This window comes from Magnetospirillum sp. WYHS-4 (assembly GCA_039908345.1).
Taxonomy (GTDB): Bacteria; Pseudomonadota; Alphaproteobacteria; order Rhodospirillales; family GLO-3; genus JAMOBD01.
This window is the reverse complement of the sequence record JAMOBD010000074.1, coordinates 1-13,742: the sequence shown is the minus strand read 5'-3', so window position 1 is coordinate 13,742 and position 13,742 is coordinate 1. Positions and strand designations below refer to the sequence as shown.

Annotated in this window: 17 protein-coding genes and 1 tRNA gene; 2 read left to right on the top strand and 16 right to left on the bottom strand. The window is 64.8% G+C overall.

Annotated elements, in window-relative coordinates; all coding sequences use genetic code 11:
- From H7841_16120 to H7841_16045, 16 genes are all read right to left on the bottom strand, one after another.
- Window positions 1-434 (bottom strand): NADH-quinone oxidoreductase subunit L (locus H7841_16120; GenBank protein MEO5338394.1); only part of this gene is annotated, 434 nt, incomplete at its 3' end.
- Between the two features lie 4 nt (window positions 435-438).
- Window positions 439-747 (bottom strand): NADH-quinone oxidoreductase subunit NuoK, encoded by a 309-nt coding sequence (gene nuoK, locus H7841_16115; protein MEO5338393.1) that lies wholly within the window; start codon window positions 745-747, stop codon window positions 439-441.
- Between the two features lie 2 nt (window positions 748-749).
- Window positions 750-1,355, bottom strand: coding sequence for an NADH-quinone oxidoreductase subunit J (locus H7841_16110; GenBank protein ID MEO5338392.1), 606 nt, complete (start codon window positions 1,353-1,355; stop codon window positions 750-752).
- A gap of 19 nt (window positions 1,356-1,374) precedes the next feature.
- Window positions 1,375-1,863 carry an NADH-quinone oxidoreductase subunit NuoI gene (gene nuoI, locus H7841_16105; protein MEO5338391.1) on the bottom strand — a complete coding sequence of 163 codons (489 nt, stop codon included), beginning with the start codon at window positions 1,861-1,863 and terminating at the stop codon, window positions 1,375-1,377.
- A 10-nt stretch (window positions 1,864-1,873) separates the two neighbouring features.
- Complete coding sequence (gene nuoH, locus H7841_16100; GenBank protein ID MEO5338390.1) at window positions 1,874-2,893, bottom strand: NADH-quinone oxidoreductase subunit NuoH; 1,020 nt, start codon at window positions 2,891-2,893, stop codon at window positions 1,874-1,876.
- The gene (gene nuoG, locus H7841_16095; GenBank protein ID MEO5338389.1) at window positions 2,886-4,940 is read right to left on the bottom strand and encodes an NADH-quinone oxidoreductase subunit NuoG; all 2,055 of its coding nucleotides are present in this window, start codon (window positions 4,938-4,940) and stop codon (window positions 2,886-2,888) included. The genes nuoH and nuoG overlap by 8 nt, the downstream gene beginning before the upstream one ends.
- Window positions 4,941-4,952: 12 nt before the next feature.
- On the bottom strand, window positions 4,953-6,230 hold the full coding sequence (gene nuoF, locus H7841_16090) for an NADH-quinone oxidoreductase subunit NuoF (GenBank protein MEO5338388.1): 1,278 nt from the start codon (window positions 6,228-6,230) through the stop codon (window positions 4,953-4,955).
- Window positions 6,230-6,844, bottom strand: a complete 615-nt coding sequence (nuoE, locus tag H7841_16085) for an NADH-quinone oxidoreductase subunit NuoE (protein ID MEO5338387.1) — start codon at window positions 6,842-6,844, stop codon at window positions 6,230-6,232. Before nuoE ends, nuoF begins: the two co-directional genes overlap by 1 nt.
- Complete coding sequence (locus H7841_16080) at window positions 6,841-8,019, bottom strand: NADH-quinone oxidoreductase subunit D (protein MEO5338386.1); 1,179 nt, start codon at window positions 8,017-8,019, stop codon at window positions 6,841-6,843. Before H7841_16080 ends, nuoE begins: the two co-directional genes overlap by 4 nt.
- The gene (locus H7841_16075; GenBank protein ID MEO5338385.1) at window positions 8,019-8,624 is read right to left on the bottom strand and encodes an NADH-quinone oxidoreductase subunit C; all 606 of its coding nucleotides are present in this window, start codon (window positions 8,622-8,624) and stop codon (window positions 8,019-8,021) included. The genes H7841_16080 and H7841_16075 overlap by 1 nt, the downstream gene beginning before the upstream one ends.
- 22 nt (window positions 8,625-8,646) lie before the next feature.
- The gene (locus H7841_16070) at window positions 8,647-9,207 is read right to left on the bottom strand and encodes an NADH-quinone oxidoreductase subunit B (GenBank protein MEO5338384.1); all 561 of its coding nucleotides are present in this window, start codon (window positions 9,205-9,207) and stop codon (window positions 8,647-8,649) included.
- Window positions 9,177-9,542: an NADH-quinone oxidoreductase subunit A gene (locus H7841_16065; GenBank protein ID MEO5338383.1), complete on the bottom strand. Its 366-nt coding sequence runs from the start codon at window positions 9,540-9,542 to the stop codon at window positions 9,177-9,179. Before H7841_16065 ends, H7841_16070 begins: the two co-directional genes overlap by 31 nt.
- Before the next feature lie 57 nt (window positions 9,543-9,599).
- Window positions 9,600-9,676 (bottom strand) — tRNA-Asp (locus H7841_16060).
- A 135-nt stretch (window positions 9,677-9,811) separates the two neighbouring features.
- Window positions 9,812-11,170 (bottom strand): HAMP domain-containing histidine kinase, encoded by a 1,359-nt coding sequence (locus tag H7841_16055; protein MEO5338382.1) that lies wholly within the window; start codon window positions 11,168-11,170, stop codon window positions 9,812-9,814.
- The gene (locus H7841_16050) at window positions 11,167-11,829 is read right to left on the bottom strand and encodes a response regulator transcription factor (GenBank protein MEO5338381.1); all 663 of its coding nucleotides are present in this window, start codon (window positions 11,827-11,829) and stop codon (window positions 11,167-11,169) included. The genes H7841_16055 and H7841_16050 overlap by 4 nt, the downstream gene beginning before the upstream one ends.
- 2 nt (window positions 11,830-11,831) lie before the next feature.
- A complete protein-coding gene (locus H7841_16045; protein MEO5338380.1) occupies window positions 11,832-12,158 on the bottom strand; it encodes a PepSY domain-containing protein in 327 nt (108 codons plus the stop codon).
- Window positions 12,159-12,285: 127 nt separating this feature from the next.
- Here H7841_16045 and H7841_16040 point away from each other — a divergent pair, with 127 nt between their 5' ends.
- Window positions 12,286-13,332, top strand: coding sequence for an AAA family ATPase (locus H7841_16040; protein ID MEO5338379.1), 1,047 nt, complete (start codon window positions 12,286-12,288; stop codon window positions 13,330-13,332).
- Window positions 13,329-13,664, top strand: a complete 336-nt coding sequence (locus H7841_16035; protein ID MEO5338378.1) for a hypothetical protein — start codon at window positions 13,329-13,331, stop codon at window positions 13,662-13,664. Before H7841_16040 ends, H7841_16035 begins: the two co-directional genes overlap by 4 nt.
- The last annotated feature ends 78 nt before the right edge of the window (window positions 13,665-13,742 follow it).

Sequence of the window (13,742 nt, the reverse complement as noted above, 5' to 3'; positions counted from 1 at the left end):
AACATCTGCACCAGATTGTCGGCGGTCACCAGCATCAGCATGAAGAAGGTGAACAGCGACAGGTAGGACATGAAGCGCGGGATGGACGGGTCGTGGTGCATGTAGCCGATGGAATAGACGTGCACCATGGCGGAAACCGTGGTCACCACGATCAGCATCACCGCCGACAGCGCGTCGAAGCGCAACGCCCAAGCGAAATCCAGGGACCCCGACTGCATCCAGGTGAACAGCACGATGGTGACCGGCTGCTTGCCCAGCACCACCTCGTTGAAGATCAGCATGGCGAGCGCCATGGAGGTCAGCAGCGCCCCGGAGGTCAGCCACTGGGCCCAGGCGTCGATCTTGTGCTTGCCGTGCCCTTCGGCGCGCGCGAAGGCGAGCATGCCGGCCAGGACGGAGGCGAGGAGCGGCAGGAAGACGGCTGCGACGTACATGCCCCTAACCCTTCATCACGTTGATGTCTTCGACGGCGATGGTGCCGCGGTTGCGGAAGAAGACCACCAGGATGGCCAGCCCGATGGCGGCTTCGGCCGCCGCCACCGTCAGCACCAGCATGGCGAAGACTTGACCGACCAAGTCGTGGAGGAAGACCGAGAAGGATACCAGGTTGATGTTGACCGCCAGCAGCATCAGTTCTACCGACATCAGGATGACGATCACGTTCTTGCGGTTGGCGAAGATTCCCAGCACGCCCAGGGCGAAAAGGATCGCCGCCACGGTCAGATAGTGGGATAGCCCGATGGTCAGCATCAGATCCCCCTCCCCGGCTCGACCTTGCGAATCTCCAGGGAGTTCGCCCGGTTGCGCGCCACCTGGGCGCCGATGTCCTGCCGCCTCACTCCCGGCCGGTGGCGGTGGGTGAGCACGATCGCGCCGATCATGGCGACCAGCAGCACCAAGCCCGAGACCTGGAACAGATAGAGATACTGGGTATAGAGCACTTGGCCCAGGGCCTGGGTGTTGGTCACCCCCTCGGGAATCGGCGCGGCGGCAGCGGCGGTGGCATCGGGCGCCAGCTTCATGCCGGCCATGGCGACCGCCACCTCAAGGAACAGAATGAACGCGATCAGGGCACCCAGGGGCAGGTACTCCTGGAATCCTTGGCGGAGTTCCACGAAGTTGATGTCGAGCATCATCACCACGAAGAGGAACAGCACCGCGACGGCACCCACGTAGACCACCACCAGGATCATGGCCAGGAACTCGGCCCCCAGCAGCACGAACAGCCCGGCGGCGCTGAAGAAGGCCAGCACCAGGAACAGCACGGAATGGACCGGATTGCGCGCCGAAATCACCATCACCCCGGAAAAGACGGTGACGGCCGCGAACATGTAGAAGACCAATGCCTGGATCATTTCCCCTCGGTCCCCTTCCTCAGCGGTACGGCGCATCGCGGGCGATGCGCTCGGCCAGTTCGGTCTCCCACCGGTCCCCGTTGGCCAGAAGCTTGGCCTTGTCGTACATCAGTTCCTCGCGGGTTTCGGTGGCGAACTCGAAATTCGGTCCCTCGACGATGGCGTCCACCGGGCAAGCTTCCTGGCAGAATCCGCAATAGATGCACTTGACCATGTCGATGTCGTAGCGGGTCGTCCGCCGGCTCCCGTCGTCGCGCGGCTGGGCGTCGATGGTGATGGCCTGGGCCGGACAGATGGCCTCGCAGAGCTTGCAGGCGATGCAGCGTTCCTCGCCGTTCGGATAGCGGCGTAGCGCGTGCTCGCCGCGGAATCGTGGACTGAGCGGCCCCTTTTCATAGGGGTAGTTGATGGTGACCACCGGCTTGAACATGTAGCTGAAAGTCTTGGCCATGCCGGCCAGCAGTTCGGCCAGAAGGATGGTGCGGATGCCGCGTTCGAGGAAGCTCATGGCGTCACCCCTACCCCTTCATGCCCGGCACCAGGCCGGTCGCGACGAGGAACCCGGAAACCAGAACCACCGCCGCCAGGGATGCCGGCAGGAACACCTTCCAGCCCAGCCGCATCAACTGGTCATAGCGGTAGCGCGGAAACGCCGCCCGGATCCAGATGAAGATGAACAGCATGAAGGCGATCTTGGCGGCGAACCACACGGGGCCCGGAATCCAGTTGAACGGCGCCATATCCACGGGCGGCAGCCAACCGCCCAGGAACAGGATCGTTGTCATGGCCGACATCAGGATCATGTTGGCGTATTCGCCCAGGAAGAACAGGGCGAAGGGCATGGCCGAATATTCGACGTTGAACCCGGCCACCAGTTCCGCTTCCGCTTCCGGCAGGTCGAAGGGATGACGGTTGGTTTCGGCCACTGTCGAGATGAAGAAGATCACCGCCATGGGCAGCAGGGGCACGACGAACCACAGCTTCTTCTGCGCCACCACGATATCGGACAGGTTCAGCGAACCGACGCAGAGCAGCACCGTGATGATGACGAAGCCCATGGAGACCTCGTAGGACACCATCTGCGCCGCCGAGCGCAGGCCACCCAGGAAGGCGTACTTGGAGTTCGAGGCCCAGCCCGACATCATGATGCCGTAGACGCCCAAGGACGAGATGGCGAACAGGTAGAGCACGCCCACATTGATGTTGGCCAGCACCATGTCCTCGCCGAAGGGAATCACCGCCCAGGCGATCAGGGACAGGAAGAAGGTCAGCATGGGAGCGATCAGGAAGACCCCTTTGTTGGCCTTCGTCGGCAACACGGTCTCCTTGAGGAACAGCTTGAGGCCGTCGGCCATGGGCTGCAGCAAGCCGAACGGACCCACCACGTTGGGGCCCTTGCGGCGGTGCATGGCGCCGATCACCTTGCGTTCGGCATAGGTCAGGTAGGCCACGGCGAGGAGCAGCGGCACCACGATGACCACGATCTTGATGACCATCCAGATCAGCGGCCAGAGGTAATCGGTCCAGAATTCAACCATCGGTCCCGGTCCCCTTGGCCTTGCCGCCCCGGAAGGCCGCGGTGCAGGACGCCATGGTCGGCGAGCAGCGGCTGATGGGATCGGTCATGTAGAAGTTGGCGACGGCCGGCTGGAAGGGCTCCGCCCCCAGTGCCCCGGCGGTGCCGAAGTCGCCCCAGGCGGCCGGAATCGCCCGGCCGGTGGCGGCGAAGACCGGATTGGCATCGGCCAGGCGCTGGCGCACCTCGCCCACCGTATCGCCCGCCACCCCGTGGCCCAGGGCGTCGGACAGGGCACGCAGCACGGCCCAGTCCTCGCGGGCCTCGCCGGGCGGGAAGAGCGCGCGGCGGGTCCGCTGCGGCCGACCTTCGGTGTTGACGTAAGTGGCGTCCTTTTCCGTATGGGCGGCACCCGGCAGAATCACGTCCGCCGCCGCCGCGCCCGCGTCGCCATGATGGCCCTGGTAGATCACGAAGGCCTTCTTCAGGCGCGCCATGTCGATTTCGTCGGCGTTCAGCAGGTAGACCGCTTCCACGGCGCCGCTTTCGGCGCCCTTGAGGATACCTTCGGTCCCCAGCCCGCCGGGACCCGGCACGAAGCCCAGATCCAGTCCGCCCACCCGCGCCGCCGCGGTATGCAGCACGCTGAAACCGTTCCAGCCATCTTTGACCATGCCGAAGGATTCCGCCAGCGCCCGGCACTCGGCCAGAATGGCGGCGCCGTCCGGACGACGGAGCGCGCCCTGGCCCAAGATCAGCATCGGCCTTTCGGCCGCCTTCAGCACTTCGGCGAAGGCGCCCAGAGACTTCAGCGCCGCCGGGCCTTCGCCCAGGTGCTCGTACTTGTAGGTCAGATCGACCTCGGGCCCCACCACGCCGACCTTGAAGCCGCCCTGGAGGTAGCGCTTGCGCAAACGGGCGTTGACGATGGGCGCCTCGGTGCGGGGGATGGAACCGACGATCAGGCAGGCGTCGGCCTGTTCGATGCCGGCGATGGTGGCGTTGAACAGGTAGCCGGCCCGGCAAGACGCGTCCAGCGCCGCCCCGTCCTGGCGGCAGTCCAGGTTGGGCGACCCCAGGGAAGCCATCAGATCCTTGAGCAGCAGCATGGATTCGCAATCGGCCAAGTCGCCCGCGATGGCGGCGATCTTCCCGCCCTCCAGGCCCTTCAGGCGGGTGGCGATGGCGGCGAAGGCCTCGTCCCATGCGGCCGGCTGCAGCTTGCCCTGGGCATCCCGCACATAGGGAGTGTCGAGGCGCTGGCGCTTCAAGCCGTCGCAGGCGAAGCGGGTCTTGTCGGAAATCCATTCCTCGTTCACGTCCTCGTTGAGGCGCGGCAGGATGCGCATCACCTCGGCGCCGCGGACGTCAACGCGGATGTTGCTGCCGACGGCATCCAGCACATCGACGGATTCGGTCTTGCGCAGTTCCCATGGCCGGGCCCGGAACTGGTAGGGCTTGGAGGTGAGCGCCCCCACCGGACAGACATCGATCAGGTTGCCCGACAGTTCGGAGTCGATGGCCCGTTCCACGTAGGCGCCAACTTCCAGGTGTTCGCCCCGGAAGGTGCCGCCCAGCACGGGCACGCCGGCGATTTCGTTGACGAAGCGGATGCAGCGGGTGCAGTGGATGCAGCGGGTCATCACCGTGCGCACCAACGGGCCGTAGTCGTGATCGGGCACGGCGCGCTTGTCCTCGCCGTAGCGACCGCGGTCCATGCCGTAGGAAACCGCCAGATCCTGCAGGTCGCATTCGCCGCCCTGGTCGCAGATCGGGCAATCCAGCGGATGGTTGATGAGCAGGAATTCCATCACCGAGCGGCGCATCTTGCGCACCTTCTCGGTATCGGTCTTGATAATCATGCCGTCGGCCACCGGCATGGCGCAGGCGGCGACGGGACGCGGGGCGCGTTCCATCTCGACCAGGCACATGCGGCAGTTGCCGGCGATCGACAGCCGTTCGTGGTAGCAGAAGCGCGGCACCTCGATGCCGACGGCCTCGCAGGCCTGCAGCACGGTCAGGCCCTTGTCGACTTCCACTTCCTTGCCGTCGATGGTCAGCTTCGGCATCCCAAGGTCCCCTTACGCGGCCCGCGCCTTGAATTCAGCCATGCGCCGCTCGATCAGCGGCCGGAAATGGCGGATCAGCCCCTGGATCGGCCAAGCCGCGGCGTCGCCCAGAGCGCAGATGGTGTTGCCTTCCACCTGACGGCTGACGTCCTCCAGCAGGTCGATCTCCTCGTTGGTGATGTTGCCCACCGCCATGCGTTCCATCATCCGCCACATCCAGCCGGTGCCCTCCCGGCAGGGGGTGCACTGGCCGCAGCTTTCGTGCATGTAGAAGCGCGACAGGCGGGCAATGGCCTTGATCGGGTCGGCGGTCTTGTCCATGACGATCACGGCGGCGGTGCCCAGCCCCGTGCCCACCTGGCGCAGGCCGTCGAAGTCCATGATCGCCTCGTCGCATAGCGCCTTGGGAATCATGGGAACGGAGGAGCCGCCGGGGATAACCGCCAGCAGATTGTCCCATCCGCCACGGACGCCGCCGGCATGCTTGTCGATCAACTCGCGGAGCGTGATGCCCATGGCGTCTTCGACAATGCAGGGCGTGTTGACGTGGCCCGATATCCCGTAGAGCTTGATGCCGCTGTTGTTTTGGCGGCCGATGCCGGCAAACCAACCGGCGCCGCGCTTCAGAATGGTCGACACCACGGCGATGGATTCGACGTTGTTGACCGTGGTCGGACAGCCGTAGAGGCCGCAATTGGCCGGAAAGGGCGGCTTTAGCCGCGGCTGGCCCTTCTTGCCCTCCAGGCTCTGGATGAGAGCGCTTTCCTCGCCGCAGACGTAGGCCCCCATGCCGCGGTGGACATATAGGTCGAAATCCCAGCCCGACTTCGCGGCGTTCTTGCCCAGCAGGCCGGCCGCGTAGGATTCGTCGATGGCCCGCTGCAGGGCTTCCGCCTCGCGCACGAATTCGCCGCGGATGTAGATGTAGCCGGCATGCGCCCCGATGGCGAAGCCGGCCAGCAGCGCCCCCTCGATCAGCTTGAAGGGCTCGTTGCGCATGATTTCCCGGTCCTTGCAGGTACCGGGCTCGCCTTCGTCGGCGTTGATGACCAGGAAGTGAGGACGCTCGCCCACTTCCTTCGGCATGAAGGACCACTTCATGCCAGTGGAAAAGCCGGCGCCGCCACGCCCCCGCAGGCCGGAATTCTTGACCTCGTTGACGATCCAGTCACGGCCCTTGGCGATCTGGTCCTTGGTGCCGTCCCAGTCGCCGCGCGCCTGGGCCGCCTTCAGGCTCTTGTCGTGGAGTCCATAGATGTTGGTGAAGATGCGATCCTTGTCGGCCAGCATCAGGAGCCCCCTCCCACGGTCTTCAAGGTGGTGAGCCCGCCCGCCGGCTCGCAGCCCTTGCGGCCGTTCTGCGGCCCCGGATTCGGCGTCTCGCCCTTCTTCAGGGCCCCCAGAACCGCCTTGGCGGTCTCGGGCGTCAGGTCCTCGTAGTAATCGTCGTTGATCTGCACCATGGGGGCGTTGACGCAGGCCCCCAGGCATTCGACCTCGGACAGGGTGAACTTTCCGTCTGCCGTGGTCTCGCCGAAACCGATTCCCAGTTCGGACTTGGCGGCATCGACGATCTGTTCGGAGCCGCGTAGCCAGCACGAGATGTTGGTGCAGACCTGGACGTGATGCTTCCCGACCGGCTTGAGGTTGTACATGGTGTAGAATGTGGCGACCTCGTAGACGCGGATCGGCGCCATGCCCAGCATCTCGGCCACATGGTCCATGGCTGCGCGCGGCAGCCAGCCGTCGTGCTGGCGCTGGGCCAGATCGAGCAGCGGCATGCAGGCGCTTTGGCGCCGGCTGTCCGGATACTTGGCCAGGATCGCCGTGGCCTTCTCCCGGTTCTCGGGCGAAAAGGCGAAGCTGTCCGGCTGGCCGCAGTTCCCGTGGCCCTGTCCGCTCATCGGTCGATCTCCCCGAACACGATGTCCAGCGACCCCAGGTTGGCCACCGCGTCGGCCAGCATGTGCCCCTTCGACAGGTGGTCCATGGCCTGCAGGTGGGCGAAGCCGGGGGTGCGTATCTTGCAGCGATAGGGCTTGTTGGTGCCGTCGGACACCAGATAGACGGCCATCTCGCCCTTGGGGGCTTCGACGGCGGCATAGACTTCGCCGGGCGGCACCTTGAAACCCTCGGTGAACAGCTTGAAGTGGTGGATGAGGGCTTCCATGGAGGATTTCATCTCGGGCCTGGATGGCGGCGAGATCTTGCGGTCGTCCACCTTGACCGGGCCCTTGGGCATCTCGTCCAGGCACTGGCGGACGATCTTCAGGCTTTCCCGCATTTCCGCCATGCGCACCAGATAACGGTCGTAGCAGTCGCCGTGCTTCCCGACCGGAACGTCGAAATCCATCTTGGCGTAGACGTCGTAGGGCTGGGCCTTGCGCAGGTCCCAGGCGATGCCGGTGGCGCGCAGGTTGGGCCCGGAGAACCCCCAGTCGAGCGCGTCCTCGGCCGTGATGGCGCCGATGTCGCAGGACCTCTGCTTGAAGATGCGGTTGTCGTCCAGCAGGGTTTCGATATCCGCGATCACCTTGGGCACCCGCTCGGTCCAGGCCCAGATGTCCTGGGCCAGGCCGTCCGGCAGGTCGGCGGCCACGCCGCCGATGCGGAAGTAGTTCATGTGCATGCGGGCACCGCTGACGCGCTCGCAGAATTCCATCAGGATCTCGCGTTCCTCCAGCGCCCAGAGCATCGGCGTCATGGCCCCGATGTCCATGGCGTAGGCGGGCGCGGTGAACAGGTGGTTGAGCAGGCGGCCGATCTCGGCGAACAGCACGCGGATGTACTGGCCGCGCGTCGGCGCCTCGATGCCCAGCAGCCTTTCGGCGGCCAGGCAGAAGACGTGTTCCTGGTTCTGCGGCGAGACGTAGTCCAGGCGGTCGAAGTAGGGCGTCGCCTGGGCGTAGGTCTTGTATTCGATCAGCTTCTCGGTGCCCCGGTGCAGCAGGCCGATATGGGGATCGGCCCGTTCGATGACCTCGCCGTCCATCTCCAGGATCATGCGCAGCACGCCGTGCGCCGCCGGATGCTGGGGACCGAAGTTGATGCTGTAGTTCTTGATGCGGGTTTCGGGCATCAGGCCTTCCCCTCGCCTTTCGCCTTCTCGTCGCCCGGCAGGCCCTCCCAGGGACTGAGGAAGTCGAAGTTGCGGAACTCCTGCGGCAGCTTGACCGGCTCCTGGATCACACGCTTCTGGGCGTCGTCGTAGCGGACCTCGACGTAGCCGGTGAGCGGGAAGTCCTTGCGTAGCGGATGCCCCTCGAACCCGTAGTCCGTAAGGATGCGGCGCAGGTCTGGATGACCGGAAAAGGCGATACCGTATAGGTCCCAGGCCTCACGCTCGTACCAATTGGCAGCGCTGAACACGTCGACGGCACTGGGCACCGGGCTATTCTCGTCGACGGTCACCTTGACCCGGACGCGCAGGTTGTGGCTAAGGCTGAGCAGATTGTAGACCACGTCGAACCGCTCGGCGCGCTCGGGATAATCGACGCCGCAGATATCCATCAGCTGCTTGAACTGGCAGTTGGGATCGTCCCGCAGGAACGTCAGGACCCTGACGATGGAATCGCGCCGGGCAGTCACCACGAGTTGGCCGCCACGGATTTCGGTGCCGAGGACCCGCTCGCCCAGCGCCGCCGCGATCAAATCGCCTAAATCCTGCAAGGCCAAGTCGACCATTCCGTCCTTCCCCTCTCCGCCGTCAGCGCCACAAGGTGCCGGTACGGCGGATCTTCTTCTGCAACTGCAGAACACCATAGACCAGGGCTTCCGCGGTGGGCGGGCAGCCGGGCACGTAGACATCCACCGGCACCACGCGGTCGCAGCCGCGCACCACCGAATAGGAGTAGTGGTAGTACCCTCCGCCGTTGGCACAAGAGCCCATGGAGATGACGTAGCGCGGTTCCGCCATCTGGTCATAGACCTTGCGGAAGGCGGGAGCCATCTTGTTGGTCAGGGTGCCGGCGACGATGATCACGTCCGACTGGCGCGGGCTGGGCCGCGGCACCACGCCGAAACGGTCGAGATCGTAGCGGCTGACATAGGCTTGGATCATCTCCACCGCGCAGCAGGCCAAGCCGAAGGTCATCGGCCAGAGCGAACCGGTACGGGCCCAATTGACCACCTTGTCCATCTGGGCCGTCACGAATCCGCGATCTGTCAACTCGCCAGTCACCCGGGCCAGCAGGGCATCCTGCTCGGGCCCCGGCGGCAAGGGCTGGTTCGGATCGATCACTCCCATTCCAGGGCCCCCATCTTCCATTCGTAGACGAAACCGACGGTAAGCACGCCCAGGAACGCCATCATGGACCAAAATCCGAAGACGCCGATCTGTCCCAGGCTGACCGCCCAGGGGAACAGGAAGGCTACTTCAAGGTCGAAGATGATGAACAGGATGGCGACCAGATAGAAGCGGACGTCGAACTTCTGGCGGGCATCTTCGAAAGGTTCGAATCCGCATTCGTAGGGACTGTTTTTCTCGACGTCGGGCTTCTGGCGAGCCACCAGCCACGACGCTCCGATCGCGATGAGCGCGATGGCCCCGGCAATGGCGATGAACACCAGAATGGGAAGATAATCGAGGAGCAGCGCGTCCATCTCGGGTGTCCTCCGCAGCCGCCCCGCGCCGTCTGGAATCAACGGCGCCCGGGGTAATGGCGGGAGTGACGGGACTCGAACCCGCGGCCTCCGGCGTGACAGGCCGGCGCTCTAACCAACTGAGCTACACCCCCAGGCCAGAAAAGTGCGCCCCGATCGCTCGGGGCGGCATCATGTAATCCAGCGGCCCGAACGGTGTCAAGCGGCGTATGCCCAAGTTTTCCAAGGATTTTTCCGGGACGGGCCAACCCCCTGGAATGGCTGGCTATTTAATGTTTGCCAATATCCCCCGACGGAAGGTCGAGCACGGCCCGCAGCCCCCCCAGCGGCGATCCCTCCAGCCGTACCGTGCCCCCCATCGTTTCCGCCAGATCTCGCACGATGGCAAGGCCCAGCCCCGAACCGGGCGCCGCCTCGTCCAGCCGCCGCCCGCGCCCGAAGACTTCCTCACGCCGTTCCTCGGGCAGGCCGGGCCCGTCGTCGTCCACCGCAACCAGGCAGCGGCCGGCCTCGATTCGGGCCGCCACACGGACCCGCTGCGCCGCCCATTTGCAGGCGTTGTCCATCAAGTTGCCGAGCATTTCCTCGAAGTCCTGGCGTTCACCGCGCAGCAGCAGACCCTCGTCGGCATCGACATCGATACGGAGATCCCTGCCCGCATGGGCCCGCACCATGACCGCCCGCAAGCCGCGTATCGATGCGGTGGCAGCGAACTTCTGCCCTCCGCTGGCCCCGGCGGCTGCCGCCCGCGCCCGTGCCAGATGAACTTCCACCTGTCGGCGCGCCAGTTCCAGCTGTTCCCGGAACACTTCCCCCCCCTCCCCCAGGCGCCCGGCCTCGTTGGTCATGACCGCCAGGGGCGTTTTGAGGGCATGGGCCAAGTTGCCCGCCTGGACGCGCGCCCGCTCGACCAAGGTCTCCCTATGCTCGACAAGAGCATTAAGTTCGTCAACCAGAGGCTTGACTTCGCTTGGGTATTCCCCTTCCAGGCGTGGCGTCCCATTGTCCGTCCGCAAGACCGACAGGGCCTGGCGCAGCCGGTCCAGGGGCCGCAGACCAAGCCGCACCTGGAGCACCGCCGCCAAGGCCAGGCCGACCGCAAGGACGGTCAGGGACGCAGCCAGGGTGGTGGCGAAAGCGCGAACCGCATCGGCCAGCACCGCCCCGTCTCGGGCCACCACCAGACGCAGGACCGCCGTGCCGTCGGCCGGCACCACCGCCCGTTCGGCGACGATCAATCCCTGCCCTTGCGGGCCGGGAAGCCGGTGGCTGTGCACCTCGCCGTCGAGGATAGCGTCGGGAGCCAGGGGAATCACGTCGTCCCACAGGGAGCGCGATCGCAGCAGCGCCCTGCCATCGACGGCGGAAACCTGCCAATAGGCGCCGGAATAGGGCTTGTGGAAGACCGGATCGCCCGGCGGGCGCCGCAGAGAAGGCTTGCCGTCGGGATGGACGTGCAGGGCGGCGGCCAACTCGTTCAGATGGATTTCCAGGGCGGCATGGAACTGGGCTTCCACATGGCGCCGGAACAGGTCGGTCAGCAGCAGCCCGGCCACCGCCAAGGCCGCAAGAATCCAGACCAAGGCCCCGGCCAGCAGCCGGACCTGCAGGGAGACGGCGGTCCTCACGCGGGCGGCTCCGCCCGGTAGCCGAGGCCGCGTACGGTCTGGATGATTTCCACCCCCAGCTTGCGGCGCAGGCGGCCGACGAAAACCTCGATAGTGTTGGAGTCGCGGTCGAAATCCTGGGCGTAGACGTGTTCGGTCAATTCCGAGCGCGACACGACCCGGCCCATCTGGTGCAGCAGATAGGACAGAACCCGGAACTCGTGGCTGGTCAGCGTCACCGCCTTCCCCTCCACCGTAACCCGCCCGGAGCGGGTATCCAGCACCACCGGCCCGCAGGCGATCTGGGGCGAGGCATGGCCCCCGGCGCGCCGGATCAAGGCCCGCAAACGAGCCTTCAACTCCTCCATCTGGAAGGGCTTGCCCAGGTAGTCGTCGGCCCCGGCGTCGATGCCTTCCACCTTCTCGTGCCAGGCACCGCGCGCCGTGAGGATCAGCACCGGCATGGACCGCCCCGCCGCACGCCAGCGCTTGAGCACCGACAGTCCGTCCAGCATGGGGAGCCCCAGGTCGAGAATGACCGCGTCATAGGGTTCGGTCTCGCCTTGGAAGTGCCCGTCCTCGCCATCGGTGGCCAGGTCGACGGCATAGGCCTCCTCCTCCAGGGCCTCCTTGAGTTGGCGGGCCAGGGTCGGCTCGTCCTCCACCACCAGGATGCGCATCCCTACTCCCCGCGCCGCCCCGGGCGCCGCTTGTCCTTGGCTTTCAGCAGTTCCTTGGTGCGGGCGTCGTACTCGGCCTTGACGAGTCGACCGCCGGGGCAGAGCAGCTTGACTTCATAGACCCAGCGCCCCCCGTCCCGCTCCAGTTCCACCTCGACCATCTCGCCCTTGAAGTCCTGGGCGGCCAGATCGAGGATTTCCCGCAAGGGCACGATCTCGCCGGCCTGCAGGGCCCGCAAGGCCTGTTCCTGGTCGTCGTCCGCCCAGGCGCCGGCCGGAAGAACCAGCAGCGCCGTAACGGCCAGAACGGAAAGGAATCGCCACACCATGCCGCCATTATAGCGGCGGAGGGACTGAACGGGGGATGAATGAGGACCCCGGTAAGCCCAGAATAACATATCCTTTGTGACAACGTTTCCCTAACTCGCTATGGTCTGTGTTTGGAGGATTTGGCCGATGATCAAGTCGCTACGCATCAAAAACCTGACCGCCTTTCCGTCGGTCGAATTGGACATCAGCCGACAACTGAATGTCATCGTCGGCGAGAACGGAACCGGCAAGACCCACCTGTTGAAGCTGATGTACTCCGTTTTGGCCATGAGCGCCGAGGAGGGCCGTAAGCCGACGGCTGCTCCTCCGACGAAAACCTTTTACCAAACCAGACTGGCCGAGAAGCTGGTCAACGTCTTCCGACCGGAATCGCTTGGCCGACTGGCGCGCCGCCGCCCTGGAAGGGAAAGATGCGATGTCTCGGTGAAGTTCCGGGACAAAAAGCTGGACATCGATTTCAGCTTCGCCACCAACAGCAAGACCGAGGTCGCGATCAGCCGCTTGCCGGAAACGTGGGTCAGCCATTCGTCGGCTTACATTCCGACGCGTGAGTTGCTTTCCATCTATCCCAGCTTCGTTTCCGTCTATGAAAGCCACTACCTCGAATTCGAGGAAACTTGGCGCGACACCTGCGTCCTGTTGGGAGCACTGCTGCGGCGTGGCCCCAAGGAAGCCATTATCGGCAAGCTTCACGAGCCGCTCGAAGCTGCAATGGGCGGGGCAATCGAACTGGACAGGAACGGTCGCTTCTATCTGAAGACCGCGAGCGGGCGCATGGAAATGCCCCTGGTCGCGGAGGGGCTGCGCAAGCTCGGCATGATCGCTCGCCTGATCGCCACCGGCGCCCTTCTGGACAACGGCTGCCTGTTCTGGGACGAACCCGAAGCGAACCTCAATCCGCGTCTCACCAAGACCGTCGCGAAAACCATCCTTGACCTGAGCGCGAACGGTATCCAGGTCTTCCTGGCAACCCACAGCCTGTTCCTGCTTCGCGAGTTGGAAATCCTGCTTGCCAAGACGGGGGCCGAAATCTCCCCTTGCTTCATCGGGCTCCACGAGACCCGAGACGGCGTAGGTGTCGAGCACGGCCCTTCCGTTGACGATATCGGCGACATCGCAGCACTTGACGAGGAACTCCTCCAGTCGGACAGGTTTCTGGAGGTAGCCAAGTGACCCAGGATTTCAAGGTCGACGGACTGATGTTCAGCTTCGACGGCGATTGGCATGTCGGCAAATACGACGAATGGTCGTTCTACGGCAGCCAGTTCTCAAGAATGAGAAACGGGATAAAGGCCGTGGACCTTCTCGCGGTTTCCCCCGACGGCACCGCGTTCTTCATCGAGGTCAAAGACTATCGGCGCCACCGGCGCACGAAGCCAAGCGACATCGGCGACGAGGTCGCCCAAAAGGTCTTCGACACCCTGGCAGCCCTTCTACCCGCGTGGGTTAACGGAACGGACGCCTTGCCCAACTTGAACAGTGCCCGAGAAAAAGCTGTTCTGTAACAGACTGTTACGGAGTGGCACGGGTTTGTTAGCACTACATTCCGGGGTGGCGGGGTTTCAGGTGGGGGTTTCGTGGTG